24 protein-coding genes are annotated in these 25235 nt (G+C 39.3%); 10 read left to right on the top strand and 14 right to left on the bottom strand.

The genetic code is table 11. The features are described 5' to 3' along the window. Positions 1-58: 58 nt before the first annotated feature. Positions 59-811 carry a glycosyltransferase family 2 protein gene (locus tag E0E36_RS16835; RefSeq protein WP_130856920.1) on the bottom strand — a complete coding sequence of 251 codons (753 nt, stop codon included), beginning with the start codon at positions 809-811 and terminating at the stop codon, positions 59-61. A gap of 98 nt (positions 812-909) precedes the next feature. Between E0E36_RS16835 and E0E36_RS16830 the strand changes: the two genes are divergently transcribed. Beyond that, the gene (locus E0E36_RS16830) at positions 910-2016 is read left to right on the top strand and encodes a glycosyltransferase family 2 protein (RefSeq protein WP_130856919.1); all 1107 of its coding nucleotides are present in this window, start codon (positions 910-912) and stop codon (positions 2014-2016) included. A gap of 14 nt (positions 2017-2030) precedes the next feature. Here the strand turns inward: E0E36_RS16830 and E0E36_RS16825 are convergent, their stop codons facing one another. The 6 genes from E0E36_RS16825 to E0E36_RS16800 all read right to left on the bottom strand — a co-directional run bounded on the left by E0E36_RS16825 (position 2031) and on the right by E0E36_RS16800 (position 7524). Further along, positions 2031-2849 (bottom strand): glycosyltransferase family 2 protein, encoded by an 819-nt coding sequence (locus E0E36_RS16825; protein WP_130856917.1) that lies wholly within the window; start codon positions 2847-2849, stop codon positions 2031-2033. After that, positions 2842-3693, bottom strand: coding sequence for a glycosyltransferase family 2 protein (locus tag E0E36_RS16820; protein ID WP_130856915.1), 852 nt, complete (start codon positions 3691-3693; stop codon positions 2842-2844). Before E0E36_RS16820 ends, E0E36_RS16825 begins: the two co-directional genes overlap by 8 nt. Positions 3694-3929: 236 nt before the next feature. Continuing rightward, the gene (locus tag E0E36_RS16815) at positions 3930-4334 is read right to left on the bottom strand and encodes an RNA-binding S4 domain-containing protein (RefSeq protein ID WP_013665707.1); all 405 of its coding nucleotides are present in this window, start codon (positions 4332-4334) and stop codon (positions 3930-3932) included. A gap of 670 nt (positions 4335-5004) precedes the next feature. Then, positions 5005-5592 carry a phosphatase PAP2 family protein gene (locus E0E36_RS16810; protein WP_013665706.1) on the bottom strand — a complete coding sequence of 196 codons (588 nt, stop codon included), beginning with the start codon at positions 5590-5592 and terminating at the stop codon, positions 5005-5007. A gap of 103 nt (positions 5593-5695) precedes the next feature. After that, positions 5696-6469, bottom strand: coding sequence for a lipopolysaccharide kinase InaA family protein (locus E0E36_RS16805; protein WP_130856913.1), 774 nt, complete (start codon positions 6467-6469; stop codon positions 5696-5698). A 17-nt stretch (positions 6470-6486) separates the two neighbouring features. After that, a complete protein-coding gene (locus tag E0E36_RS16800) occupies positions 6487-7524 on the bottom strand; it encodes a glycosyltransferase family 9 protein (protein ID WP_130856911.1) in 1038 nt (345 codons plus the stop codon). Between the two features lie 460 nt (positions 7525-7984). Here E0E36_RS16800 and E0E36_RS16795 point away from each other — a divergent pair, with 460 nt between their 5' ends. The 7 genes from E0E36_RS16795 (at position 7985) to E0E36_RS16765 (ending at position 15319) form a co-directional block, all read left to right on the top strand. Next, positions 7985-8803 carry a 2,3,4,5-tetrahydropyridine-2,6-dicarboxylate N-succinyltransferase gene (locus tag E0E36_RS16795; protein ID WP_013665703.1) on the top strand — a complete coding sequence of 273 codons (819 nt, stop codon included), beginning with the start codon at positions 7985-7987 and terminating at the stop codon, positions 8801-8803. Between the two features lie 23 nt (positions 8804-8826). After that, the gene (locus E0E36_RS16790; RefSeq protein WP_013665702.1) at positions 8827-9939 is read left to right on the top strand and encodes a glycosyltransferase family 4 protein; all 1113 of its coding nucleotides are present in this window, start codon (positions 8827-8829) and stop codon (positions 9937-9939) included. Further along, positions 9936-10502 carry an L-threonylcarbamoyladenylate synthase gene (locus tag E0E36_RS16785; RefSeq protein ID WP_013665701.1) on the top strand — a complete coding sequence of 189 codons (567 nt, stop codon included), beginning with the start codon at positions 9936-9938 and terminating at the stop codon, positions 10500-10502. The genes E0E36_RS16790 and E0E36_RS16785 overlap by 4 nt, the downstream gene beginning before the upstream one ends. A 97-nt stretch (positions 10503-10599) precedes the next feature. Then, a complete protein-coding gene (locus tag E0E36_RS16780) occupies positions 10600-12009 on the top strand; it encodes a CCA tRNA nucleotidyltransferase (RefSeq protein WP_130856909.1) in 1410 nt (469 codons plus the stop codon). A 229-nt stretch (positions 12010-12238) separates the two neighbouring features. Next, a complete protein-coding gene (locus E0E36_RS16775) occupies positions 12239-12859 on the top strand; it encodes an IS1096 element passenger TnpR family protein (protein ID WP_130856907.1) in 621 nt (206 codons plus the stop codon). A gap of 116 nt (positions 12860-12975) precedes the next feature. Then, on the top strand, positions 12976-13878 hold the full coding sequence (gene miaA, locus E0E36_RS16770) for a tRNA (adenosine(37)-N6)-dimethylallyltransferase MiaA (RefSeq protein ID WP_130856905.1): 903 nt from the start codon (positions 12976-12978) through the stop codon (positions 13876-13878). A gap of 436 nt (positions 13879-14314) precedes the next feature. Further along, a complete protein-coding gene (locus tag E0E36_RS16765) occupies positions 14315-15319 on the top strand; it encodes an outer membrane beta-barrel protein (protein WP_013665697.1) in 1005 nt (334 codons plus the stop codon). 59 nt (positions 15320-15378) lie between these two features. On the opposite strand, the gene E0E36_RS16760 is transcribed toward E0E36_RS16765, so the two are convergent. The 6 genes from E0E36_RS16760 to truA all read right to left on the bottom strand — a co-directional run bounded on the left by E0E36_RS16760 (position 15379) and on the right by truA (position 22716). Next, positions 15379-15759 (bottom strand): septal ring lytic transglycosylase RlpA family protein, encoded by a 381-nt coding sequence (locus tag E0E36_RS16760; protein ID WP_130856903.1) that lies wholly within the window; start codon positions 15757-15759, stop codon positions 15379-15381. After that, on the bottom strand, positions 15759-18017 hold the full coding sequence (locus E0E36_RS16755; RefSeq protein WP_130856902.1) for a GH92 family glycosyl hydrolase: 2259 nt from the start codon (positions 18015-18017) through the stop codon (positions 15759-15761). Before E0E36_RS16755 ends, E0E36_RS16760 begins: the two co-directional genes overlap by 1 nt. 232 nt (positions 18018-18249) lie before the next feature. Then, positions 18250-18657 carry a methionine-R-sulfoxide reductase gene (locus E0E36_RS16750; protein ID WP_198140337.1) on the bottom strand — a complete coding sequence of 136 codons (408 nt, stop codon included), beginning with the start codon at positions 18655-18657 and terminating at the stop codon, positions 18250-18252. A 232-nt stretch (positions 18658-18889) separates the two neighbouring features. Continuing rightward, positions 18890-19771: a succinate--CoA ligase subunit alpha gene (sucD, locus tag E0E36_RS16745; protein ID WP_013665693.1), complete on the bottom strand. Its 882-nt coding sequence runs from the start codon at positions 19769-19771 to the stop codon at positions 18890-18892. 268 nt (positions 19772-20039) lie between these two features. Further along, complete coding sequence (locus tag E0E36_RS16740; protein ID WP_130856900.1) at positions 20040-21860, bottom strand: ABC transporter ATP-binding protein; 1821 nt, start codon at positions 21858-21860, stop codon at positions 20040-20042. Positions 21861-21948: 88 nt separating this feature from the next. Next, on the bottom strand, positions 21949-22716 hold the full coding sequence (gene truA / locus E0E36_RS16735) for a tRNA pseudouridine(38-40) synthase TruA (RefSeq protein ID WP_013665691.1): 768 nt from the start codon (positions 22714-22716) through the stop codon (positions 21949-21951). Positions 22717-22848: 132 nt separating this feature from the next. Here truA and E0E36_RS16730 point away from each other — a divergent pair, with 132 nt between their 5' ends. Both E0E36_RS16730 and E0E36_RS16725 read left to right on the top strand, forming a co-directional pair. Next, a complete protein-coding gene (locus tag E0E36_RS16730; protein ID WP_013665690.1) occupies positions 22849-23328 on the top strand; it encodes a DUF4293 domain-containing protein in 480 nt (159 codons plus the stop codon). Positions 23329-23518: 190 nt separating this feature from the next. Beyond that, on the top strand, positions 23519-24823 hold the full coding sequence (locus E0E36_RS16725; RefSeq protein WP_130856898.1) for an OmpA family protein: 1305 nt from the start codon (positions 23519-23521) through the stop codon (positions 24821-24823). Between the two features lie 49 nt (positions 24824-24872). Here E0E36_RS16725 and E0E36_RS16720 read toward each other — a convergent pair whose 3' ends face one another. Further along, positions 24873-25205 carry a hypothetical protein gene (locus tag E0E36_RS16720; RefSeq protein WP_013665688.1) on the bottom strand — a complete coding sequence of 111 codons (333 nt, stop codon included), beginning with the start codon at positions 25203-25205 and terminating at the stop codon, positions 24873-24875. Between the last annotated feature and the right edge of the window lie 30 nt (positions 25206-25235).

Below are 25235 nucleotides of genomic sequence, written 5' to 3'. Positions count from 1 at the left end.
CTATATTTTAATCTCGCACACCATATAGTTCAATCTATTAACAAAAAGGGGTATATTATCAGAAAAACTTAGAGTCAATTTTATTTCTCTCTCTCAATTTTTTTAAACAATATCTCAGGTAAACTAAAACACCTAAATATTGTTTTACCAGCCTTGGCTTATCCCTTCTAAAATCCTCGTCATGAGTATAAGAAGAATAACCATCCATATTATAATAGGACACCTCAATTGGTAAATATCTTTTTTTAAACGTTCCGTCGCCCCAACATTGCATATTTAACAAATAATCTGCAAAAACCTTATATTTCAAATCGTATTTGTATTTGTGAAAAACAATACACGGGTAAGCGATGGCTTGATGGCAAGGGTTTCGTTTAGCTAATTTATATTTTGTAAACACTCCCCCTAAAACCTCGAAATCGCTTATGCAATTTCCATAATATATACTTCGTTTATCTGCAAAACTCTCCACAAATGAAGGAAACGTAGGAAGGAGTCTATCATCCGCTCCTAAAAACAGCACCCAGGTTCCCTTTAGAAGGGTTAGAGCTTTGTTCATTGCATCATAAATTCCCTGATCAGGTTCGCTGATCATTATATCTATATGATTTTCAAAAGCCCCCACTCTAGCCATTGTTTCGTCGGTACTGCCCCCGTCAACTAAGATTAGCTGTAAATTGCTTCCACCATAATCTACAATACTTTGCAAACATTTGGTAATGTGTTTTTCTGCATTATAGGTTACTATTACGATGCTTAGGCGATAATATCCTGACATAATCACTTCCCCTAGATCTAATTTTTTCACCATTCTTAATTTGTCACTTTGAGAGAAAAAATGTTAATATATCACAACAATGTGGATTTAAAGACCGACAAAACCATTATAAGACTTGTATATTTGTCCATATGAACAACTCCCATGCGATCGACGTAGTTATACCTTCGTTTAGATTGGACGAACACATTTTAATACCAATCATCGATCTTAAAAAACCTGAAAAATATGACATACATATCTATATCGTCGCTGACAATCCAAACGCTACAATACCATCAAAAATAAATGAGTTATCAAAACAAGGACGAATCCATTTAATAATAAACGATGTAAACTTAGGCTTTTCCGCAACAAGAAACAAAGGAATTCAAGCTGGAAACAGTAAATGGATACTACTCTTAGATGATGATATTGTTCCTGACGAAAAATTATTATATGCGTACACAAATGTAATCGAGAAAAATGCGAACGCAATTGGGTTTATTGGTGTAACAGACTTCCCTCCTCCTTTCAATAGTGCGACTAAGGCATTAACGATAAACGGATCCACAGCCCACTTCAATATCGCCAGACAAAAGACAAGAATGAAATGGGCTCCGACAGCTAACATAATGCTCAATAGGGAAAAACTTACTTCACCTATGTTTGATAAGAACCTAAAAAAGGGAGGGGAAGATATCGAATTTCTTGTCCGAAATAGCTTGGTAAATAACGATGAGTACATTTCGGTTCCAGATGCCATTGTTGTCCACCCTTGGTGGAATAGCGGAAAAATGCAAACTGGACGAATGATTCGATATGGCATAGGCGCTGCAGAAATAGCAAATCTTCCTGCTATAAGACCTTATACCTACATTGATTTCACCAATTCTTCAGAGACGTTACTCTTATTACTTTTGCTGGCAATTCCAGCGTCAATCTGTGGCTTTTTAAAAATAATCCTAATCTTTATGCTAGCCATAGTGTTAAGTGAGTTTATCACTAATTTCATCAGGACAATAAAGGACACGAAAACAATTAATTTTGATATAGCTTGGCGCCTAATGGCAATTAAAAACATTTACGAAATTGGTCAATTGTGGGGCAATCTACGTATGGGGCATCTTAACGGATTTTCTAGAAGGATAGACATGAGCTTTAAAAAGGCCTCACCATCATGGTTTAGGTTAAATCGTTGGAAAATTATTAAGTTACTTTTGATAGCTATCATCATTATTGCAGCTATTTCATTATGATAGTAAAAAGAATTCTATACCTCTAAATTTAATACAGCTCCCTCAAGTCCATCTTTGCATCTAATATTTCCTTCCTTTACCACTTCCTTGTATTTTAGATAATTTGCCTGTTCGCTTAATCGAGGGTTATAGGGATGATCAAGATGATAACAAATCGCTTTTAACTTAACGGTTTTCTGCAATAACCCCAAGTTAATAAACCTAGCAGCTAACTCAATGTCTTCATGACCCCAGCCTTGTAGCTCGTTGTTATAGCCGTTTATAGCAACAAAATCTTTTTTCCAATAGGCGCAGTTACAGCCTCTAAGATCGTGAGATCGCTTGTGTTTTTTGATAAAAAGCTTAGATAACGAGGGTAGTCGACAAGCATTTAATCTATTGGTTATACCACACGAGTATGGCTTTATAGTTACTCTTTTTTCTTTGCTAGCTAAAATTCGACTTGTTTTCAGAGAAGATAGTAGCACACGGCTTCCTTTAATATAACAGCCCTTTTCCGCTTCTTCGATATGATCCTTAATAAAATTTGGATGTACTATAATGTCACCATCAATTTGCACAATATAATCAGAAGAGGAAGAAGCGATAGCTGCATTCATGATTATGGCTTTTCTGAATCCTTCATCTGGATGCCAGAAATGTCTGATAGGAACCGGAAACTCTTGCTTAAAAGAACTAATTAGGTTTTTCGTCCGACTATCCGACCCATCATCTGCTATAAGAACTTCATCAGGTAGTATATATTGGTTTCTGACAGACACAAGCACCTGGTGAAGGGCCTCAGGCCAATTATAAGTAGAAATAACAAGTGCAACGCGAACGTCCTTAAGCATTATCGAAAACGAAAGATTTCTCTAGGTCTAAGATTCTATTAGAAAAAATCCCCGTATCGCACCATATCTGCTTTGTTTCTCTTGTCTGCTTAAAGGCGTTCTCATTAGCAACTAAAAATTGCTTGGAATTTTCCTTATGGTGAATGTGGAAAGCAACGGCACCTAATTTCAAAAATCTTTTTCTCACACCTCTGTTAAGCAATCTCGCCACAAATTCTTTATCTTCGGGACCCCAACCACAAAATGATTCATTATATCCATTAACGGCTAACGCATCGCTCTTCCAAAAGGCCATATTGCAACCGTGAATTTCGTAAATCTCATCACCTTTGTTTTTATAACGATATTCGAAAAGACGCCATAGAAACGGGATTCTCACGGCGCTAAAGAAATTAGTTATCCCTCTACTGAAAGCATTAATTGCGGAACTTCCATTTCTTAACATCGAATTCGATTTACCTTTATTTATATAAATTCTACTTGCTCGAACCAAGGTATTCCGTTTTGCAAATCTTAGATGATCAGCTACGAAACTTGGGTGCATAACAATGTCTCCATCCGTCTGTATAATATAATCTCCACTCGCGGCCAAAATAGCTTTATTACGAATTTCTGCTAATCTAAACCCCTTATCCTCATGCCAGACATGTTTCAATGGAACTGGGAAGATACTTTTGAATGAGTCGATAATGCATTTAGTTTCTTCTGTAGAGCCATCATCCGCGATAATGACTTCATTCGGTAAAACCTTTTGTGTCAATACGCTTTTAAGCGACAAACTTAAAGCCTCCGGCCAATTGTATGTTGATATTATTAGGGATGATGTCGGTTTTTTTTTCTCCATAATCTAACGTATAATGCTCTTGCTAAAGTACTAAACGAAAATGCGGCCAATTTGCTACACTGCTATCAAAAGCTTTTTTATAAACGATAAATACTGCGTTCAACACGCTTATTTTTGCTAATTGAGCAGGTGACTCAACTATTAATAAGCAAAACATTTACCTTCTGAAAATCCATATTACTATACAAAAATCCTGCCACGATACATTCTATATCTCCACATTTTGTTCGAAAAGTTTAGTCTTCCTCAGCAAACCATTCGTCTTTCAAGTCGTCAATCTCTCTCCTATCTTTCTTAGTAGGGCGACCAGTCCCCCGATCGCGTTTTAAAACCGGCGCGTGGAACATCGATTTATAACCATATGTTTCTTCTACAGGCGTTAAATCTTCATAAAAAGTAACCGCCGTTTTTGCATCCACACGCTTATCTAACAAATCAAGCACTTTGACTACCTTTTTTTCAATACCTTTTTGAATGTGATAGGTTTCACCCACTTTTACGACATAGGAAGGCTTAATATTTTGACCGTTTAACTTCACCCGACCAGCTTTACAGGCCTCTGTTGCTAAACTTCGTGTTTTAAAAATGCGGATCGCCCATAAATATTTATCAATGCGGAGCTTCTCTAACTCTTTGGCCATAATTTACAAATGTACCCTTTTAAGGGGAAAGCTCAAAATGGAGCTTTTTCTTGTTACTTTTAAAAAGAACGTTTTTCTTAATCAACTTTTTCTTGGCAAAAAGTTGAACAAAACCCAAGGCTGTGCAGGCTACCTTGCAACTGATTGCAAAGCATCGCTGGCGCGTATTGGAGCCGTTTCACTTCCTCAATCCGCTTAGATATTGCCACATGAACAGACATGCAAATGCTTTGCGGCTCGTTGCCTCGGTATCCTCCAAGGCCGTTTTACCAACTCACGGGGCTATATTTAGGGCTGAAGATATGGTACGCTTGGTTAAAAGTAAAAGTCCATCGTTCTACTAAAATGCCGCCTCCAAAATTTACATCATGCAGTGGGAGGCACTACCATTCCTGTAAATTTTGCCTGCCTGCGGTAGGCAGGAAGCGGCGATTTTATTCACTACTTCATTATTTTCAAAGGTGTTCATGGACTCCCTACGGTCGTCTCTTTGCTTCTTTTCTTTCGCGGACCTTCCCCTTAGGGAAAGCTTGAATGCCTTAAAAAACGAAAACTTAATGAAAAGAAAGAAAGAAGTTAAAATAAACGTTCTTATAATATAAACACCCTGCATCTATATGTTAAAGCTTGTTTAGAAGCAAGGCATTTAAATTTGATACGCTAATCCCCCCTAATCCTTATTAAAATCGCTTTTTTTAAAAATAGCTCTAAATATAATCCAAACAAGACTACCTGAGAGCACACCCACTAACGCACCACCAAGAATATCAAACGGATAATGAACGCCATTGTAAATTCTGCTATAAGAAACCAGCAAAGCCCAGAACAATAAAATGATCTTCAACCAATTATATTTTGCAGGCAGTAAGAAGAAGAGAAACGTTACAAGCCCAAATGCATTGGCACTGTGAGATGATACAAAACCATATTTACCACCTGGACCCGCTTCGCTTAAATGAACCAGGCCGGCTAAAGTTGGTTCGTGAGAAGGTCGAAAACGTTTCACCAGATTTTTCAAAAGTCCGGAAGCAGTCTGATCACACAAAGTAATAGTTACCGTAATTGCGAGTAGAATATAAATGGTGAATTTCTTATAAATTCTAACTAAAAAAAACACTATCACAGCGTAAAACGGAATCCAGAACAATTTATCACTTGCCCAATACATTATCGTATCAAAGAAAGCATTGTGCTTTCCGTTGATTGCTAGGAATAATTCTGTGTCAAACTGTTTTAAATCTTCAAGCATTGATTTCATTTAATAAAGTTTTAGGTTAATGTCTGAAATGGTTTTTTTATTTCAATAACTGACTGCTATATTAACCTGACGTGACCATGGTATTCAGAATAGCCGTTAAACATTAAATCCTGATGAGATATTTGTACAATTTCAGGACTTTCTTTACTTTGCGTTTAATCAACATTTTATTTAATGCTCTACTTATTTCCCTGAAACAGTATTCCGAAGACAGTCCCGACAAAGATGCATATTCCTCACTGATAATCCTCAGAATTTCTTTATCAAAGGTGAGATCAAGGGTGAGTTTTCCGAAATTTTTAAGTCTTTTAGGTATCTTGATACGAGCATAAACGTTTATTCTATTCAAATCAACCATATAAAAACGATAGGTGCCATTTTCTTGTCTGATCAGAAAATTCCCGGCCGTATTATCAATAAACTGAATACCGTTTTCATGTAGAGCATAGATTAATGCAGTATATTCCTTAATAATCTCCGTTCGTCCGGGAAAATCTCTGTTAAAAAGAACGTCCGCCAAAGTAAAAGTATTTTCGAGGTGTTCACTTATGTAATAACTTGAAGTTAAACCAATGAAATCATGATTTTCGATATAGGCTACAGGTTTAGGCGTGCAAAAATTTTTATCTAAAAGTAACTGTGCGTATTCAAAAGACCTTCTTGCCTTAGACTTTCGGTAAAATTTATAAACATGTCGGTTGATAATGTTATGCTGTTTGAAGGATTTAAAGTTGAATAGTAACCCGCTAATTTCAAAAATTTTAACAACGTTTCTATTTCCGTTACCAATGATTGTCCCGCTTGTTTTAAATTTTTTTAAAGTAAGGATAATTTCCTCGTTATACTGAGAAAAATCTTCTGCAAAAAACACCTTCATTTCACTTATTTCACCGTTTAATCTTTGTTCAAAGCGTTGTAGATTAACTGCATAATTTTTTCATTATCAATATGATTGGTATTAACTGCAAAACTCTTGCCGTTATATGGCGCATAGACGTCTTCATCACTTACAGAAAACAAGCCAATCGTAGGTATGCCTGAAGCACTTGCTAAATGCATTACCCCGCTATCAGCTGCAATGAAGAGTGCAACATTTGCAATGAAGCCTCCCATTTCACGAATATCCGTACTGTAAAAATGAGGAATCTTAAAATTTAGCTTCGATATATTTTCAACGGGTAACAACTCAATAATATTATAATTCGGAAAATTTCGCTGTAATATCTCATAAAATTTCGCCCACCACTCTTCAGGATAACATTTTTCACCCGTTGCGTTGGTAAAAAGACAAATAGTATCCCTGTGGTTGCGCGTTAAATTCTCCAATTTTTCTTTCCCCAAAGCAATTTCAGTTTGGTCTAATTTGAGATCGAGATTCGGAATGGTGGCGGAATTTTCGTTATAGCCTAACTTTGATAAATAGTCTCTTAGGTTATAAATTGAATTTTTAGCCAAGTGTCTATAATCGGAGTATCTAACTTGTATTTCTTCACTAAAGTCACCAAAAAACTTATAGCGTGAACGAGCAAACAGTGTTGATAGTCTACCTGATGAAGAACCCGCAGTTGAGTTGATCACAAGATCGTATTTTCTGGCTCTTAAAAGGGCCCAGCCTTTTAGGTATTTGAATAAATCGCTGAAAGGTTTTTTAGGAAGCTGAATTATTCTATCAATATTTTTATAGTTCTTAAAAATTGAAGGTGACACTCCGCCTTTCACAAAAAGGTCTACTTTACTATCCGGAAAAACATTGATAACTTCCTGAACGAGGGGTGTAATTATCAAAAGATTTCCTAACCGGTGATTAGGCCTCGTAATTAATATCTTTTTTATGACAACATCCTTTTTTTTATCTACTACAGCATGGGATTTCCCAATATCTTTGGTAAGATTTCTCATTACAGCTCTTCTAACAGCATTCGTTTTTTTCATTATTGCCTGGTGTTACATCTATATTGATCGTATTGTAGTCTTCCCTAATTAGCTACACTCAAAATTAAAAAATCCGGTCAGAATTGCAGATAAACGCATTTAAAATTGGCAAATAAAGTTGAAGTAGGTATTGTTGTCTCATCCTGCTTTCGATCTTTTAGTAATTAACAGATGATTTTTATTCCGGTTGACCCTGTGGCCAGGGAAATTCTCAAAATATTCGTGAAGAAAGGTTTTTACCTGTGCCATAAGGTAAAGATATCTGCAAAAAGCCCTTCTTTAAACCTATTTTACCAACATAACAACACCTAAAAAGCGAAAAGCCAGGCATGATTTGTACGTTTTAAGGTTTAAGTTTTATGTTATGCTTGTGCTTGAGGTAAGTAGTCATCCAATCGCCTAAAGCTTCCTATCGCTATATCAATAAATTTTACTTTCTTTGTTAAACTTTTTTATTGAAATGACTGCAGAATTAAAAAAACTAATTGAAGAAGCCTGGGAAGAAAGGCACCTAATAGAATTTAAAGAATATAGAGAAGCGATTGAGACCACTATTCTTCACTTGGATGAGGGAACTTTGCGTGTTGCTGAAAAGGTTGCGGGAAGATGGCATATTAACGATTGGATTAAAAAGGCCGTTATTTTATACTTTCCCATCCGTCAAATGAACGAAATTCACGTGGGCCCTTTTGTTTTCCACGATAAAATGAAGTTGAAAACAAACTATAAAGAAGCGGGTGTTCGGGTAGTACCGCACGGTTTGGCCCGTTATGGCGCCTTTTTAGCAAAAGGAGTTATTATGATGCCTTCTTATGTTAACATTGGTGCTTACGTAGATGAGGGTACCATGGTGGATACTTGGGCTACTGTAGGATCTTGTGCACAGATTGGGAAAAATGTACACTTAAGTGGTGGCGTCGGTATCGGCGGCGTGTTAGAGCCGGTACAAGCTGCACCGGTTATTATTGAAGACAATTGTTTCTTGGGCTCACGAGCCATTGTGGTAGAAGGTGTACGTGTGGAAGAGGAAGCCGTATTGGGTGCAAACGTCGTGCTGACCGCATCTACGAAAATTATTGATGTGACCGGCGAAATTCCGAAAGAGTATAAAGGCGTGGTACCTGCACGCTCAGTGGTAATTCCCGGATCTTATACAAAGAAATTCCCTGCAGGCGAATATCAAGTACCATGTGCGCTTATTATCGGACAACGCAAGGAGTCAACGGATAAGAAGACCTCTTTAAATAACGCCTTAAGAGATCATAACGTAGCAGTATAGCTAACGAATCTGCTGTTGATAAAATGAGAATAGGATATGACGCGAAGCGGGCTTTTCATAATAAAACGGGATTAGGCAACTATAGTCGATCTCTAATTGATGGCATGTGCCGTTTCTATTCTGAAAATCACTATTTCTTATTTAATAGTAAGCCTTCGGTTTTATACAAAGCTGAAGGCTTACATGTTCAGGAAGTGCTCCCTTCGAAAGGGCTTGCCAAAAAGTTTTCTTCTCTATGGCGTACATTTACGCTAAACTCGCTGGCACATCAATATAATCTGGACATTTATCATGGATTAAGCCACGAATTACCTTTTGGCTCTAAAAAAGGGAAAACCAAATGGGTTTTAACCGTGCACGATTTGATCTTTATCCGCTACCCTCATTATTTCAAACCCATCGATCGGAGTATCTATACCTATAAAATAAAAAAAGCATGCCGAAAGGCGGACAAGATCGTTGCGATTAGTGAACAAACGAAACGGGATTTGATGGAATTTCTAGGTATTGCAGCGCAAAAAATAGAAGTTGTGTACCAGAGCTGTCACCCGCAGTTTAGCCAAACAGTGGATGAGGAGGAAAAGCGAGCCGTGCAAAAGAAATATCAGCTACCGACAACCTATTTATTACAAGTTGGCACGATCGAAACGCGAAAGAATCTATTACTCACGATCAGAGCTTTAGACCGTATTCCAACCAATATTCATCTTGTCGTCATCGGCAAAGAGACCGCTTATTTACAGCTTATTCAACACGAAATTGCAAAGAGAAACTTACAAAAACGGGTTCTTTTATTGCATTCTGTACCCTTTGACGATTTGCCGGCTATTTATCAAATGGCGCATATTTTTATCTATCCGTCGCGTTTCGAAGGTTTCGGGATACCTATAATTGAAGCCCTACATAGTGGGATACCTGTTATAGCAGCTAGGGGTTCTTGCCTAGAGGAAGCAGGGGGGCCAAATAGCCGATATGTTGATCCGGATGATGTAGAGGGAATGGGATCTGCCATAAATGATATTAATACGAATAACGTGTTAAGATCGACGATGATTAAGGAAGGCAACGAGTATGTACAACGTTTTAATCCAAAAAACCTTGCGGAAGATTTATTCAATTTATACAAGAGTATATGATGAACAATGATATTAACCAAGCACTTCAAGTATTAAAATCCGGCGGCGTTATCCTCTACCCTACCGATACCATTTGGGGCATTGGCTGCGATGCCACCAACCCGGAGGCGGTGGATAAGGTTTATCAGCTAAAGGGACGCTCGAAAGATAAAAGCTTGATCATTTTACTTGATAATGAGCATAAACTAGCCAGCTATGTTCAGGAAATCCCTGACGTGGCTTATCAATTAATTGAATACACTGAAAAACCCTTAACCATTATCTATGATGGCGCGAAAAATCTTGCCCCAAACTTGGTGGCTGAAGATGGCAGTATTGGAATCCGAATTGCGAAACATCGCTTTTGCGAACAACTGATCCAACGTTTCCGGAAGCCCATTGTTTCTACCTCTGCGAACATCAGTGGCGAACCATCCCCTAAAAATTTCCTAGAAATAAGTGATGAAATAAAGAATGGCGTCGATTATATTGTTGAGTTTGAACAGGATGACCTAACCCCGAAGCAAGCGTCAACGATTATGAAGTTGGATGCTAGCGGTGCATTTAGCTTTATAAGACGTTAGCAACTAGCTTTTAGCTGTAAGCTGACAGGCTAAAAGCTAATACCTAATGACTAAACCTAAAGGCTAATAGCTAATTTTTCGTATTTTTGCCCCACTGATGAAAGAGTACTTGCAACTTCCCGTTTTTGAAACGCTGAGCAATTTGGCCAACCAATACAATACAGAAATTTATGTAATTGGCGGATACGTGCGCGATCGATTGATGAAAAGACCCTTCAAAAATGACATTGACATCCTGGTTATTGGAAGTGGTATCGAATTTGCCGAAAAGGTGGGCAAGCACCTAAATACCAAAGTGTCCGTTTTTAAAAATTTTGGAACAGCCATGTTGCGCTATGATCAGATCGATATTGAATTTGTGGGTGCAAGGAAAGAATCTTATCGTAGAGACTCACGCAAACCGATTGTGGAAAATGGATCCTTGGAAGACGACCAAAAGAGGCGCGACTTTACGGTTAATGCAATGGCCTTAAGCCTGAACAAACAAAATTTTGGCGAATTGTTAGATCCTTTTAACGGCGTGAAGGATATTCAGATCAGAACCATTCGCACACCTTTGGAACCGGAGGCTACTTTTTCTGACGATCCGCTACGGATGATGCGGGCTATACGTTTTGCCAGTCAGCTACAATTTAAAATCAGTTCTCCAACCTTTAATGCGATTAAATCGCAGCGCGAGCGTATCAAGATCATATCGAAGGAGCGTATTACCGATGAGCTCAATAAAATCATCTGCTCAAAAAAACCGAGTATTGGCTTTAATTATCTTTTCGACACCGGTCTGCTGGAACTCATTTTCCCCCTTATGACCCAGCTTTATGGCGTTGAAATTATTGACGGCAAAGGACATAAAGATAATTTTTATCATACATTGGAGGTCTTGGATAACATCGCCGAAGTGACGGACGACTTATGGTTGCGATGGGCCGCGATTCTGCATGATATTGCAAAACCCGCCACTAAGCGTTTCGACAAAAAACAGGGATGGACATTCCATGGCCATGAAGATCGAGGGGCTCGAATGGTTCCGAAAATATTTGCTGATCTGAAGCTTCCTCTTAATGACAGAATGAAGTTTGTGCAAAAATTAGTGCTACTCCACCTTCGTCCCATTGTACTGGCAAAAGATGTCGTAACGGATTCTGCGGTAAGACGTTTACTTTTTGAAGCAGGGGACGACATTGACAGTTTAATGAAGCTCTGCCATGCGGATGTAACAACCAAAAATGAATACAAACGCAAAAAGTATCGAGACAATTTTGAGCTGGTAAAACAACGTATTAAAGATGTGGAGGAACGTGATCAGATACGAAACTGGCAACCACCGGTGAGTGGCGAGGATATTATGAGATCGTTCAACCTTCGTCCGGGGCCGGAAGTAGGTATTATAAAAAAGGCAATTCGCGAAGCAATCTTGGAAGGCGACATAAAAAATAACCGGGAAGAGGCGCTTGCCTATATGGAAAAGAAAGGAAAGGAACTCGGCCTTATCATACAGTCGTCATAATATGGGACTGCGACTCCTTCGTGCTCCAAAAAATGGCCTTTTCTCCTGGAGCCATCAGCAAGGTTTTCACTTTTTCACTCTCCCTACGAGAGGCAAGTTTTTTAATTATTGAGGTTTTGTTTGTTTTTTTAAGGCATCAATGAGCCCTTCGGGGTTTTTACTTTTTACTTTTGAATTTTTACTTTTTTAGTGATATTAGCATTTTAAAACAAAAACAGGATTTTCTGTCATGGCTATTTATAGGTTTCGAGTTACTTTTGAAGATTACGACGATATTATCCGCGAAATTGATGTGCTCTCAACGCATACCTTATTAGATTTGCATCATGCAATTCATCAATCCACGGGATATAACCCGGAAGTCTCCTCTTCTTTTTACATTAGTAACGATCAGTGGATGAAAGGTGAAGAGATTGCCTACTTGCCAAGTAAACGCAAGGAAGAGCGCGGAATAGCGCTAATGGAAAATTCCAAATTGAATAAATTTATTGACGATCCGCATCAAAAGTTTTACTATACTTACAACTTTGACAGGCCCTTTGATTTCCACGTTCAATTGATTAAAATATTAAAGGAAGAGAACGGAAAAACGTATCCACTCACGGTAAAAACTGTTGGCCTAGCTCCGAAACCATTTGGTGCCGCTGTTATTCCTACTGAAGCTTCGGCTTTGAAAAAAGAGGACAAAGAAGATTACGACTTCCTCAACGAAACCGAATACGGAATTGATGAAGCCGAGGATATGGATCTAGATCTGATGGACGACGAAGAAACCCAAGACGGCTCCGAAGAAAAAGATGATTTTTCCGGCGAATTTTCGGACAACGAGAATTATGAGGACGACTACTAATTAGTAAATAGTCAAGTAGTATAGATGTTGAATAGTAACCGCCATAGTAAGGCTTTTATAAAAGCTTAACTCGACAATTTAACCACTCAACTACTCTACAATTTAACGACTTAACGATCATAAAGACACTCATCACCATAGTAGGTCCTACGGCAATCGGTAAAACGGCTTTAGCTATTGAAGTAGCAAAAGCATACGACACCGCTATTATTTCTGCCGACTCAAGACAATTTTATCGTGAAATGGCGATTGGGACAGCAAAACCGAGTAAAATGGAACTTCAGGCTGCTCCTCATTTTTTTATTGATTCGCTTAGTATATTGGATGATTATAGTGCAGGGGATTTTGAACGAGAAGCCTTGGCCAAATTGGATGACTTATTCAGCTATAAAAATGTAGTGGTGATGGTGGGAGGAAGTGGATTGTTTATAAATGCCGTATGTGAGGGACTAGATGAACTTCCTCGCCCACTACCGGGGATTCGCGAAAGTTTAAACGAACAATATAAAGAGAAGGGTCTGACATTCATACAGGAAGAATTGAAACGTAAGGATCCGGATTATTATCAAGAGGTTGATATACATAATCCTCAGCGTATTATACGTGCACTAGAGGTGTACGAAAGCACCGGTAAACCTTTTTCTTTTTTTAGAAGAGACAAATCTAATCCAAGACCTTTTCAGATATTAAAGATTGGGCTCAACACGGAAAGGAGCGTCCTATACAATCGTATTAATAAGCGCGTAGACCTGATGATGCAACAAGGCTTACTGGAAGAAGTAAAAATGCTTATCCCGTATAAAAAACGGCCTCCACTACTTACGGTAGGTTATGCAGAGCTCTTTGATTATTTAGATGGTAAGTATACGTTAGAGGCGGCTGTCGATAAAATAAAACAACATACACGCCAATTTGCTAAACGGCAGATCACCTGGTTCAAAAAAGATAGTAACACACATTGGTTTGAACCAAGCCAATCAACTGAAATTATTAGTTTCCTTACAGATACACTTAAATAAGTTAAAGTTAATACGATTAGCAACGCAGACGCTTGCTGTATCTTTTGAGTTTTTACTTTTGAATTTGACTTCAGTACACTTATCAATTTAAGCCATTTTTTTATTACATTTTTGTTGCACAAAAAAAATAAAAATTTTACATTTGAAACACTTTGTAAAAGTAACAGCTAACACATTATAAACTTAGAACTTTCAAGGGAGCGCATTCTGCTGCTCCCTTGAAAGTATAAAAAATCAATCCGGTACACTTTCTTAAGCTTCCGATTTCAATTGTTGTTTTTCCGAATTAAAGGGTAAGGTCAGTTTTTTGTACGTACAGATACGCATCAAAAAATTTGCAATTACTACAAACCTTTATTACTTTCGTTTGTAATTATTATGCAAGCATAATAAAAACGATAAACCAATTGAAGAACACCTATTTAAACTTTACATTATGAAGAAGATGATTTTAATGGCAAGCATACTTGCCGGTTCGTTTTTCTACTCTGCAAAAGCTCAAGATGATTACAACAAAGGTTTCTATATCAAAGCTGGCGGCGCCTACTTCTTAAAAGTAACCCCTGTTGAATTTCCTGCCATCGGTGGTCAACCGGCAAGAGATAGAGTGTTTAATATCATTCCAGGGAATCCACCAACGCAACAAACGGTATCGGAAAGTACTATTACAGGCTCTTTCGGCGAAGGCTGGCGGGTCGGCTTAACTCCCGGGTATCGCTTTAGTCGAATATTAGGTGTTGAAGTGGGGCTGAATTATTACAACAGTCGTTCACAAGATATGATGCGTCAAAGAGGCAGCCTAGGCGGCAATGAAGTACTAAATTTGCATAATAGCGGCAAGGTCAAGGCATTTGATGTTGCGCCGGCATTAGTAGCTCATATTCCCACTAATAGCAGTGTAAAACCTTACATGAAGGCGGGCGTAATTATTCCTATAGGTGGACATCTTGAAATTACTACGACAGCAAACGACCAAACAGGAAGCGTGGCAGAAAGCATGCATATGACATCCGGTTTACCTCCTAATGCAATAATGACCTTACATAATGTAAAACGGGTTGACCGGATCAAAGCAAATCCTACAGTAGGCTTTCAGAGCGCCGTCGGCTTTGACTGGATGTTGAACGACCGCATCAGTATATATGCTGAACTTGAATATCGGAACATTTCGGTAGGAGGTAAAAAGAAAGAATTACATGAATTAAGCGGCGAATACAATGTTGTTATGAGCGGGCAACCGTTAACAAGCGGTACGCTTAGCAAAGACGCCGCCAGTGAAAGTAGTAAATTAGTAAACTATCATAAAACCATCACAGCAGGCGACAATGTTGCCGGATGGGAGGGATTTGACTCTAATAAACCGGCCGATGAACTGCGTTCTTACATCAATATTGGCGGCTTAGGTGTTAATTTAGGAATTAAGATACCTTTTGGCAATTGACGGCCTTTAGCCCCTCTTTAACCCCATTAGCTAATTAGCCAATTAACTAATTAGCTAATTCATTTTCGTTTTTTCTTATAACTTATCTCGACCTTCGCCGTTCCCGACTGAATGATTCCCAATCGACGAGCTGCTTTTTTCGATAAATCGATAATCCTTCCCGAAACGAACGGTCCTCTATCGTTAATCCGTACTTTTACAGTTCGCCCGTTGTCTAGGTTTTTTACTTTAACTTTTGTACCAAAAGGCAGCGTCTTATGGGCTGCGGTCAACTTATATTGTCTGAATTTCTCACCACTGGCCGTGCGTCTCCCCTTAAATTTATCAGCGTAGTAAGAAGCGCCTCCTCGTTCGTGCAAGCGTGGTGTACATGACGCCAGTAAAAATAAACAGGCACTGAAAATCAGTGCCTGCTTAACTATATCACAAAAATATCTCATTATTCGCTATCTATTGCCGATTGTGGCCAACTATCCTTCTTCTTTCCCCACTTCTTGTTCGGCTTCTCTCCCATTATAAACTCAATTTCCCCACCATTTATTATATCAGCATGTGTAAAATAAGTCTTATCGTATTTTTTACCATTAAATCTTACTTCCTGCACATATATATTTCTCTTACTGTTGTTAATAGCTTTAAAACACAATTCTTTGCCTCCTCCGGGCCTAAAAATCACCTCATCGGCAGCTGGGCTGCCTATTACATATTCACTGCTAGCAGGGTTGGCTGGATAAATACCGGCAATGCTCCATACAGCCCAAGCACTCATTTGCCCGCAGTCTTCATTTCCTGCGTAACCGTCCGGTTGATCGTGATACATCGAGTCGACAATCTGCCGCACCCGTTCTTGCGTCTTCCAAGGCTCTCCCAAGAAACTATACATGTATGCTATATGATGACTGGGTTCATTACCATGGGCATACTGACCAATCATACCACTCACATCCGGTGATGTATTTCCTCCCGTTAATTCCGATTTAACCGAAAACAGCGAATCTAATTTTTGACTTAATTTACTATGGCTGCCATATAAATTAGCCAAGCCGCGCACATCGTGCGGAACAAAGAACGAGTGTTGCCAAGCATTTCCTTCTACATACTGCGCTTTCACTTCATCGTGCTCTGACAAGTAAGGATCAAAAGGAACCACAAATTTACCATTGCTGTTTTTGGCTCGCATAAAGCCTGTATTTTTATCAAAAATATGCTGATAAGCCTGGGCCCGCTTGCTGAATTTCCGGTAGTCTTCTTCCTTTCCAAGTTTCTTCGCCACCTGGGCAATACACCAATCATCATAACCGTATTCTAACGTTACGCTTGCACTGTGCCCCATTTTATCCTGTGGCATATATCCATACTTAATATATTCAGGTACACCCCGGCCCGTTTGAAAGGCAGAGGCTAGCATCGCTTTGTATGCTTTTTCTTTATCAATGCCGGGCCAATCTTTTAATATGGCATCCGCAATGACGGGTATAGCATGATATCCCGTCATGGTATTCGTTTCCCAGGTACTTAAATCCCAAACCGGTAACAAGCCGTTTTCATCATAGAAAGCAAGCATACTATTAAGCAGGGCCGTATACTTCTCAGGTTGGGTAATAGTAAATAGCGGATTAAGTGCTCTGAATGTGTCCCACAACGAATAAACGGTATACCTTTGATTGTTATTTGTCATTTTTAGTACGTTGCCACTTGCATTTTTATAGGCCCCGTCAGCATCCGAAAATAGAGAGGGAGCTATACAGGTATGATAAAGTGCAGTATAAAATACACGCTTTAACTTTTCATCAGAAGAAGAAACCTGCACTTTTTGCAGCTCGTGTTCCCATTTATCGGCAGCTTCATTTTTTACGCGCGCAAAGTTCCAATCGCCTATCTCGCCGAGAGCCTGGAGTGCCTTGTTCTCGTCCGTCATAGACAGGGCTACCTTGATTTCAATATTCTTTTGCTGCTCATCAAATACTAATTGAGCACTGATTCCTTTTCCTTTTTCTTCGGTTTTGGCCGCTTTAATTTGTGCCGACTGCACGCCGTGACCCGCTAAGATAGCCTCCTTAAATGGTTGAGAAGTTCTTAGCGCAAAATATACACGTTGTACCTTAGCCCAGCCGGTAGAATAACGGTAACCAACCAATGTGGAATCATCCAAAACCTTCACATAGGTTTCAGTGGGTGAATCCCAATTGAGGTGAAATCCCAAATCCAGTCGCAAAACAGGAATACTCTGATTCGGGAACTGATAACGATGATATCCTACCCTCTCTGTAGCTGTCAATGCTGCCTTTATCTTATTATCAAGTTCAACTTCGTAATACCCGGGCGAAGCTTTTTCGTTACGATGATTGAAGGTCGCCCTGATGTCTGCAGTTTCATCTTTTAAGGGGTATAGTAAAGGCATTACTGATATATCTAACCAATCGCCAATACCTGTTCCACTTAAATGTGTGTGACTAAAACCCGCAATGTGATTCTCGCTATAGTGATAGCCGCTACACCAATCCCAACCTGCCTGGCCGTTGTCCGGACTCAATTGTACCATGCCAAATGGAACAGTTGCTCCGGGAAAAGTGTGGCCATGTCCTCCTGTGCCAATAAAAGGATCGACATAATCAACTAATTTTCTCTCTTGTGCACTTACAAGCAAAGGTAAACTCAATAATGCACTACATACGAACCGAGAAATATTCTTATTCATTTTAAAGTATTTATGTTAGCCTGATGTTAAGATGGCTAAAATAAAGAATATATTTGAAAAGAGCAGTACTAAAACGATTTAATGGCTTATGGCCTTACAAGTGGCCAATAACAAGGCAATGCACAATACTATTGTTCGACCAGTTAAATGTAGTGTTTTCCGAGATCATAACTATCCCATACAATTATTTGTTGGACTGCTCAATCGTCTGGAGCTTACGATATACTTTCCGTTACTTTTCTAACGGAACAAACTTCATAGAGATGGAGTTGACACAATGTCTGGTATTTTTTGTTGTAAATCCTTCTCCTAAAAACACATGCCCAAGATGCCCGCCACAATTAGCACACACAATCTCCGTTCGCATGCCATCCGGATCAGGAATCCGTTTAACGGCACCTTTTATCTCATCATCAAAACTCGGCCACCCGCAATGCGATTCAAATTTATCTTCAGAGCGATAAAGGGGTGCATTGCATTTGCGGCAAACATACACGCCTTTAGCCTTATTGTCTAGTAAAGCACCTGTAAAAGGTCTTTCTGTACCTTTTTGTTCTATGACCCAAGCTTCTTCTGCACTTAATTTATTATAATTACCGGCCGACTTAATAGTCGTATCTATTTGCTCTTTTGATTCCATTTGTACTTTTTTTTGAGTTGATTTATTTTCGCGCGACGCGTTTTGTGCACAGGCTTGAAAAAACAAACCTAAACACAGCAATAAAACACTAATGTTCCTCATATTGTTCAGCTATTAATACAATATACGAAAAAAGCCCGATTTTTTTTCGGGCTTTATATTTATGTTGTCAGCTGATCGTAATTTAACATTTAACCTGCAGCTTCCATATCAATGATCTTTTTAATGAAGCTTAGGCTTGTACTTTCGCTAATTCTTCAGCGATAGCAACACCGATTTCGGCAGGAGATTCTACTACACGGATTCCGCATTCACGCATGATCTTCATTTTCGCTGCTGCGGTGTCGTCAGCTCCACCGACGATCGCTCCGGCATGTCCCATTCTGCGTCCCGGAGGCGCAGTCTGTCCGGCAATGAAACCAACCACTGGTTTAGTGCCATGCTCTTTGATCCAACGGGCTGCTTCAGCTTCCATTCCGCCGCCGATTTCGCCAATCATAATAATACCCTCTGTCTCGGGATCGTTCATCAATAACTCTACTGCCTCCTTTGTAGTGGTGCCGATAATAGGGTCTCCACCAATACCAATAGCTGTTGTAATTCCTAATCCGGCTTTTACCGTTTGGTCTACTGCTTCATATGTTAAAGTACCCGATTTGGAAACAACTCCGACATTACCTTTTTTGAAGATAAAACCAGGCATGATGCCGATTTTCGCTTCATCAGCAGTAATAATACCTGGACAATTCGGTCCGATTAAACGAGATTTTTTATCTTTTAGATATTCCTTCACCTGGATCATATCTTTTGTAGGAATACCTTCTGTAATACAAACGATAACTTCCACTCCTGCACTCGCAGCTTCCATGATTGCATCCGCAGCAAACGCGGGGGGGACGAAAATAATGGATACGTTAGCACCCGTAGTATCTACCGCGTCTTGAACCGTATTAAACACAGGGCGGTCTAAATGAGTCTGCCCTCCTTTTCCAGGAGTTACACCACCTACTACATTGGTACCATACTCGATCATTTGTGACGCATGGAACGAACCTTCAGTGCCGGTAAAGCCCTGAACTATAACTTTTGAATCTTTATTTACAAGTACACTCATTGGTCGAATTTTTGTATGGCAAACTTACTAAATTCATTTTAAAATAAGGGAAAGAGATTTAAAATAGCTTTCAGCCAATTGTACGTTTTAGGTTATAAGTTTTAAGCCATAAGCTTTGGGCTGTAAGCTTTAGGCTGTAAGCTATAAGCTGCGATCCTTAAAGATACTTGTTTCGATTGCAAGGGCCCTAGATTTATGTACACTGCAACCAGCCGCAGGGTATCCCGGCGAACAACGAATAACCGGCAACGAATTACCAACAGCCACATTAAATGCCCGCAGAGTGGAACTGCAAATCATATAAGCGCTTATAATAGCCATTTAGATGAAGGAGTTCCTGGTGATTGCCTATCTCCTTTATTTCACCATGGTCGAGCACAATGATTTTGTCGGCTTTCTGAATAGTAGACAAACGATGAGCAATGACAATGGAGGTTCGATTTTTCATCAGCTTGTCAATAGCGGCCTGAATCAGCAACTCTGTTTCAGTATCTACGGAGGAAGTCGCTTCGTCAAGCACGAGGATCTTGGGATCGTGGACCAAAGCTCTTATAAAGGATATTAACTGGGCTTGCCCTGCCGACAGAGTGGATCCTCGTTCCCTAACCTGATAGTCATAACCGCCAGGTAGGCGCTCAATAAATTCATGTGCTCCCACCCTCTTTGCTGCCTCTATCATGGCCTCCCGAGTAATGCTTGCATCGTAAAGACTTATATTATTAGCTACCGTATCGGAAAAAAGAAAAACGTCCTGCAGGACGGTTGCAATTGTTTTACGCAGATAGTTAATGTCATACGACCGGATATCGACACCGTCTAATCGGATCGATCCTTTACTGATCTCATAAAACCTACTAAGAATATTGATGGTGGAAGACTTACCCGCACCGGTTGCGCCGACTAAGGCCAGCGTTTCACCGGCCTTTACGGTAAAGCTCACATCCTTGAGCACCCATTTTACGCTGTGATCGTCAACGATCGGATCCGGTAAGTTTAATTTCTTGTTCGTTTCAATATAATCGTCATAGGTAAACCAAACATGATCGAAGGTGATATCTCCCTTTATTTTTTCCGGTTTTAAAATTCCATCGTTTGGAGTCTTTTCATCCGTATCTAAAACAGTAAAGATACGCTCTGCCCCTACCATTCCCATTTGGAGTGTGTTAAATTTATCAACTAATTCTCGGATAGGCCGAAAAATCATATTGATATACATAATAAAGGCAACCACAACACCGGGTGAGATACGCCCTGCCAAAATAGATTTAGAACCATACCAAACAAGTAATCCCAAGGCGATGGCCATGATAATCTCGATAACCGGAAAAAAAATGGAAAAATACCAATTAGAACGAATATGGGCATTTCGATGTTCCGCGTTAATCGCTTTAAACTTATCCATTTCTTGTTTCTCACGAGCAAAGAATTGGATAATGCTGACACCTGAAATATGCTCTTGCAAGAAGGTATTCAAATTGGATACCCAATGCCTCACATCCTGAAAGGCAGACTTCATGGCTTCTTGAAAGAAATGAGTAGCAATAACCATCAACGGCATCGGTATTAATACAATGAGTGTCAACTCCCAATCAGTATAGAACATGACACCTATGATCACAATCAACTGCAAAATATCACCAATGATTTGTATTAATCCCTCAGAAAATATATCGGCAATGGTTTCCAAGTCCGATATTGTACGAGTTATCAGTCTACCAATTGGAGTCTTATCGAAATACTTCAGCCGAAGATCCGTGATATGATTAAAGGTCTCAATTCGGAGATCGCGAATAACAGACTGTCCCAACGAATTGGTCAGCAAGGTGTGATAATATCTGATAGCGGTTTGAAAAATCAGCAAACCGAACATGATTAAGGTCATGATATTCAGTCCCTGATAGTTGTTCTTTAAAATAAACTGATCAAGGGTATATTCTACCAACATCGGTAAAAGAGGAGAGATACCTGCTACAATAAGGGTGAGTATAACCGACCAAACAAAATAGGTTCGATAGGGTCTTAAATATTTTCCCAGTCTGCGTAACAGTTGGGTGTCATATGTTCTACCTGTTATCTTTGCTTCACTCATTTTTACATTCGCTGCGTTCAGCCCTCAGATATCAGCCTACAGCTTTTTAATTATTGATACACCGTCCGTTTTAAAGGAACTTTTTACTTTATTTTTCGTCCCAGGGATACAAAACCTCGGTAAGATATAATCCACAAGCAGGCACCGAAACACCTGCCATGCTTCTGTTCTTGCTATTGATGACTTCGTGAATATAATTTAAATCGCGTTTTCCGTTTCCAATTTCCATTAAAGTACCAACTATTGCCCTTACCATATTCCTCAAAAACCGATCAGCCGATATATAAAAAACCAGACGCCCTCCATCAAGCCATTGCCATTCTGCCTTCGTAAGCTGACAGTTATTGGTAAAAACTTGTGTATGTGATTTACTGAAACAGCTGAAATCCTTATATTTCATCATGTGTCGCGCGGCCTCGTTCATCGCTTCCACATCCGGTCGATCCCTTAATTGCCAAGAAAAGCCATGCAGGAATGGATTCTTACCGAAGTGTATATGATACTCGTAAGATCGTTTGATCGCATCAAAACGAGCGTGCGCATTAGGAGCAACAACAAAAAGTTGCTTTACCGCAATATCTGTCGGTAATAGCGCGTTCAAACCTGTCACAATGCGTTCTTCATTGCCTTCAATCGCACCAACCGCATCGTCAAAGTGTGCAAAGAGCTGCTTTGCGTGTACACCGGTATCCGTTCTTCCGCAGCCAACCGTATTAACTGGCACCCGTAATAGGGTACCCAAAGCTTTATTAAGTACCTCCTGCACGCTAATTGCATTTTCCTGTATTTGCCAGCCATGGTAAGCTCCCCCATGGAAAGCAAGTTCTACAAAATATCTTTTCGTTGCTGATTTCACTACCTGCAAACTTAGATAAAAGTAGGTAGATTTTTGACATCCATAAGAAAGACTTTCTCCATATCCAAGGTGTACTTATACCTTGCGCGTTGATACGAATATATTATCTTTGTAGCAATATATATTTTTTACATGATACAACGTATACAAACTGTTTGGCTATTGTTGGCTTCGGTGACTATCCTAGTCTTATTTTTATTCCCATATGCACAATTTTCTGACAACAGCGGGATTGCCATGGCATTAAAAGTAACAGGGGTTTTAAATAACACCGGGGGCCGTAATCAGTTGAGCACGTCTTTCACTTTTATCCTTCAGGCAATCGCAACAATTTTATTGGCGGTATTACCGCTGATCACCATTTTAAAATATAAAAACAGAAAAAAACAGGTAAGTCTGATCTTAGTTACTCTTTTATTGGTCATTCTCTTTGCTTTTTGGCTGTTTCTGTCTGCTAATAGTGCTGTTGAAGCAGTTAACAAAAGTCTCGAACTAAATAATATCGGTATCGGTGCGTTACTTATCCCTCCCTATATTATTTTTCTACTCTTAGCGCTTAAAGGCATTAATCACGATACCAAACTTATCAAGTCGGCAGATCGTTTACGATAACTGTATCTTTTTGAGGAAATGTGTGAAAAAGAGCGAGAAATCGTCCTTTTTTTAGCACATTTCCCGCTCCTCCTTCCAAATAAAAGCATCTAATAATCAATCCGTTACATCAACCAAGCAGAAAATGGTCTAATTTTTGGTAATACAGCATCAAATTTCAGAAAACAATTTAGACACGAAATTAAATTTTATGATCAAGAACTTTAGACTAAAAAAAACAAACTCTTTAGTCGCTTTAGCACTTTTAGCTTCTGCGCCTGCATTTGCTCAAACCACCCAGGTAAATGATGTTAAGCCATTTGCTCCTGAGAGCGAATTTAGAACCTGGTCAATCGGTGTTGGAGCCGGGGTGATTAATCAATGGAACATTATCGGATTAAGAAAGGACTTCGGTTCATCAGAAAGTCAATTGGGTTATAATTTTTATGTAAAAAAGCAAATTACACCTGCATTCGGACTGAGAGCTGAATATTTAGGAGGAAAATTAAGTGGTAGCGCCGAAGGAAGTAATGATAAATTTTCCACTAAGCTTCCGTGGTCGGCCGCTTTAAGTGCCGACATTACATTGGCGAATATTAGTTGGAGACATCAACAGGGTGTAATTAAACCTTATTTGACAGTAGGATTGGGAGCACTCAATTACAATCCAACAATAACAATGGGCGGTGTGGAACAAGAGCTTGGCTCAACCACCAAAGCGTTTATTCCTGCAGGCTTAGGTTTCAAATTCGGTGTAGCTAATGGGATCAATATAGATTTAGGTTACCAAGTCAATCTGGCAAATACCGGTACGCTTGATGGTTTAAGCACCAACAAAGTAGATATGTTCTCTTATGTACATGCCGGTCTTGAATTCGCTTTGGGAGATGCTACAAAACCATTCCTAGGCAATCGTAATCCTGTAGTCGATATGCGTAAAGAATATCAGGCAAGTTATGACGAATTAGCGACAGCTTTGAAAGCACAAAAAGAGGAAAATGAAGCGTTAAAAGCTCAATTAACAACTGATTTAGCAGATGATGACGGTGATGGTGTTGCGAATAAATTTGATAAGTGCCCAGGCACCGCAGCTGATGCAAAAGTAGATGGATCGGGCTGCCCGCTTCCTGAAGCTAAAAAAGTAGTACAACAAATCACCGTAACGGAAGAAGATCGTCGGGTAGTAGATGAAGCTATTAAAAACTTAGAGTTTGATCTAAGTAAAGCAACGATTCGTCCTACATCTTATCCAAGCTTAGATAAGGTGGCCAGGTTATTAGTAGAGAAGAATTTCAGTCTTAAATTGGCAGGACATACCGATAACACAGGTTCAATGAAATTGAATATGCGTTTGTCAAAAGAACGTGCGGAAGCTGTTAAAGCTTACTTAGTAAGTAAAGGAGCTAATCCATCACGTATTGAAGCAACCGGTTATGGACCAACTCAACCAATTGCGACGAATGCGACAGCAGAAGGACGACAAGCTAATCGTCGAGTAGAATTCACACTTTATTAATGAACAGTATCGTTATCTAAAATAAAAAGGACATCAATAGATGTCCTTTTTATTTTAGATATTTTAAGAAACTCCAAGCCTTCCTAACCTTCAGATAATTTTTTTGCTCATCGTTAATATATGCTTCGCGCTCAAAACAAATAGTTCGATAAGCACGATTCGGATCCTTACAAATCCACCATCTTACCAGCCACTCACCAATATACCAAATGTAAAAGGGTAAAATCAACAATTCCAATTGTTGCCTCAGATGAATTTTTTCATGTCTTAACAACTGCATAGAAACCCCTCGATTTCGCAGCGATGTATTCGCAATGACAAAAGGCCATAAAGCCATTGCTTGCACTTTACTGCTTGCCGGGATAATATAGTAAACCTTCATAAGCCTTATGCGCGATCAACTCACCTAAGT

The sequence above is a fragment of the Olivibacter jilunii genome (assembly GCF_900607235.1).
Taxonomy (GTDB): Bacteria; Bacteroidota; Bacteroidia; order Sphingobacteriales; family Sphingobacteriaceae; genus Olivibacter; species Olivibacter oleidegradans.
The sequence above is the reverse complement of the archived record's forward strand: the minus strand, read 5'-3'. Positions and strand labels throughout refer to the sequence as shown.

Excerpts from the sequence above, each read along its gene's own strand:
- E0E36_RS16835 (WP_130856920.1), bottom strand. The coding sequence starts at position 811 with ATGGTGAAAAAATTAGATCTAGGGGAAGTGATTATGTCAGGATATTAT.
- E0E36_RS16830 (WP_130856919.1), top strand. The coding sequence starts at position 910 with ATGAACAACTCCCATGCGATCGACGTAGTTATACCTTCGTTTAGATTG.
- E0E36_RS16825 (WP_130856917.1), bottom strand. The coding sequence starts at position 2,849 with ATGCTTAAGGACGTTCGCGTTGCACTTGTTATTTCTACTTATAATTGG.
- E0E36_RS16820 (WP_130856915.1), bottom strand. The coding sequence starts at position 3,693 with ATGGAGAAAAAAAAACCGACATCATCCCTAATAATATCAACATACAAT.
- E0E36_RS16815 (WP_013665707.1), bottom strand. The coding sequence starts at position 4,334 with ATGGCCAAAGAGTTAGAGAAGCTCCGCATTGATAAATATTTATGGGCG.
- E0E36_RS16810 (WP_013665706.1), bottom strand. The coding sequence starts at position 5,592 with ATGAAATCAATGCTTGAAGATTTAAAACAGTTTGACACAGAATTATTC.
- E0E36_RS16805 (WP_130856913.1), bottom strand. The coding sequence starts at position 6,469 with ATGAAGGTGTTTTTTGCAGAAGATTTTTCTCAGTATAACGAGGAAATT.
- E0E36_RS16800 (WP_130856911.1), bottom strand. The coding sequence starts at position 7,524 with ATGAAAAAAACGAATGCTGTTAGAAGAGCTGTAATGAGAAATCTTACC.
- E0E36_RS16795 (WP_013665703.1), top strand. The coding sequence starts at position 7,985 with ATGACTGCAGAATTAAAAAAACTAATTGAAGAAGCCTGGGAAGAAAGG.
- E0E36_RS16790 (WP_013665702.1), top strand. The coding sequence starts at position 8,827 with ATGAGAATAGGATATGACGCGAAGCGGGCTTTTCATAATAAAACGGGA.
- E0E36_RS16785 (WP_013665701.1), top strand. The coding sequence starts at position 9,936 with ATGATGAACAATGATATTAACCAAGCACTTCAAGTATTAAAATCCGGC.
- E0E36_RS16780 (WP_130856909.1), top strand. The coding sequence starts at position 10,600 with ATGAAAGAGTACTTGCAACTTCCCGTTTTTGAAACGCTGAGCAATTTG.
- E0E36_RS16775 (WP_130856907.1), top strand. The coding sequence starts at position 12,239 with ATGGCTATTTATAGGTTTCGAGTTACTTTTGAAGATTACGACGATATT.
- E0E36_RS16765 (WP_013665697.1), top strand. The coding sequence starts at position 14,315 with ATGAAGAAGATGATTTTAATGGCAAGCATACTTGCCGGTTCGTTTTTC.
- E0E36_RS16760 (WP_130856903.1), bottom strand. The coding sequence starts at position 15,759 with ATGAGATATTTTTGTGATATAGTTAAGCAGGCACTGATTTTCAGTGCC.
- E0E36_RS16755 (WP_130856902.1), bottom strand. The coding sequence starts at position 18,017 with ATGAATAAGAATATTTCTCGGTTCGTATGTAGTGCATTATTGAGTTTA.
- E0E36_RS16750 (WP_198140337.1), bottom strand. The coding sequence starts at position 18,657 with ATGGAATCAAAAGAGCAAATAGATACGACTATTAAGTCGGCCGGTAAT.
- sucD (WP_013665693.1), bottom strand. The coding sequence starts at position 19,771 with ATGAGTGTACTTGTAAATAAAGATTCAAAAGTTATAGTTCAGGGCTTT.
- E0E36_RS16740 (WP_130856900.1), bottom strand. The coding sequence starts at position 21,860 with ATGAGTGAAGCAAAGATAACAGGTAGAACATATGACACCCAACTGTTA.
- E0E36_RS16730 (WP_013665690.1), top strand. The coding sequence starts at position 22,849 with ATGATACAACGTATACAAACTGTTTGGCTATTGTTGGCTTCGGTGACT.
- E0E36_RS16725 (WP_130856898.1), top strand. The coding sequence starts at position 23,519 with ATGATCAAGAACTTTAGACTAAAAAAAACAAACTCTTTAGTCGCTTTA.
- E0E36_RS16720 (WP_013665688.1), bottom strand. The coding sequence starts at position 25,205 with ATGAAGGTTTACTATATTATCCCGGCAAGCAGTAAAGTGCAAGCAATG.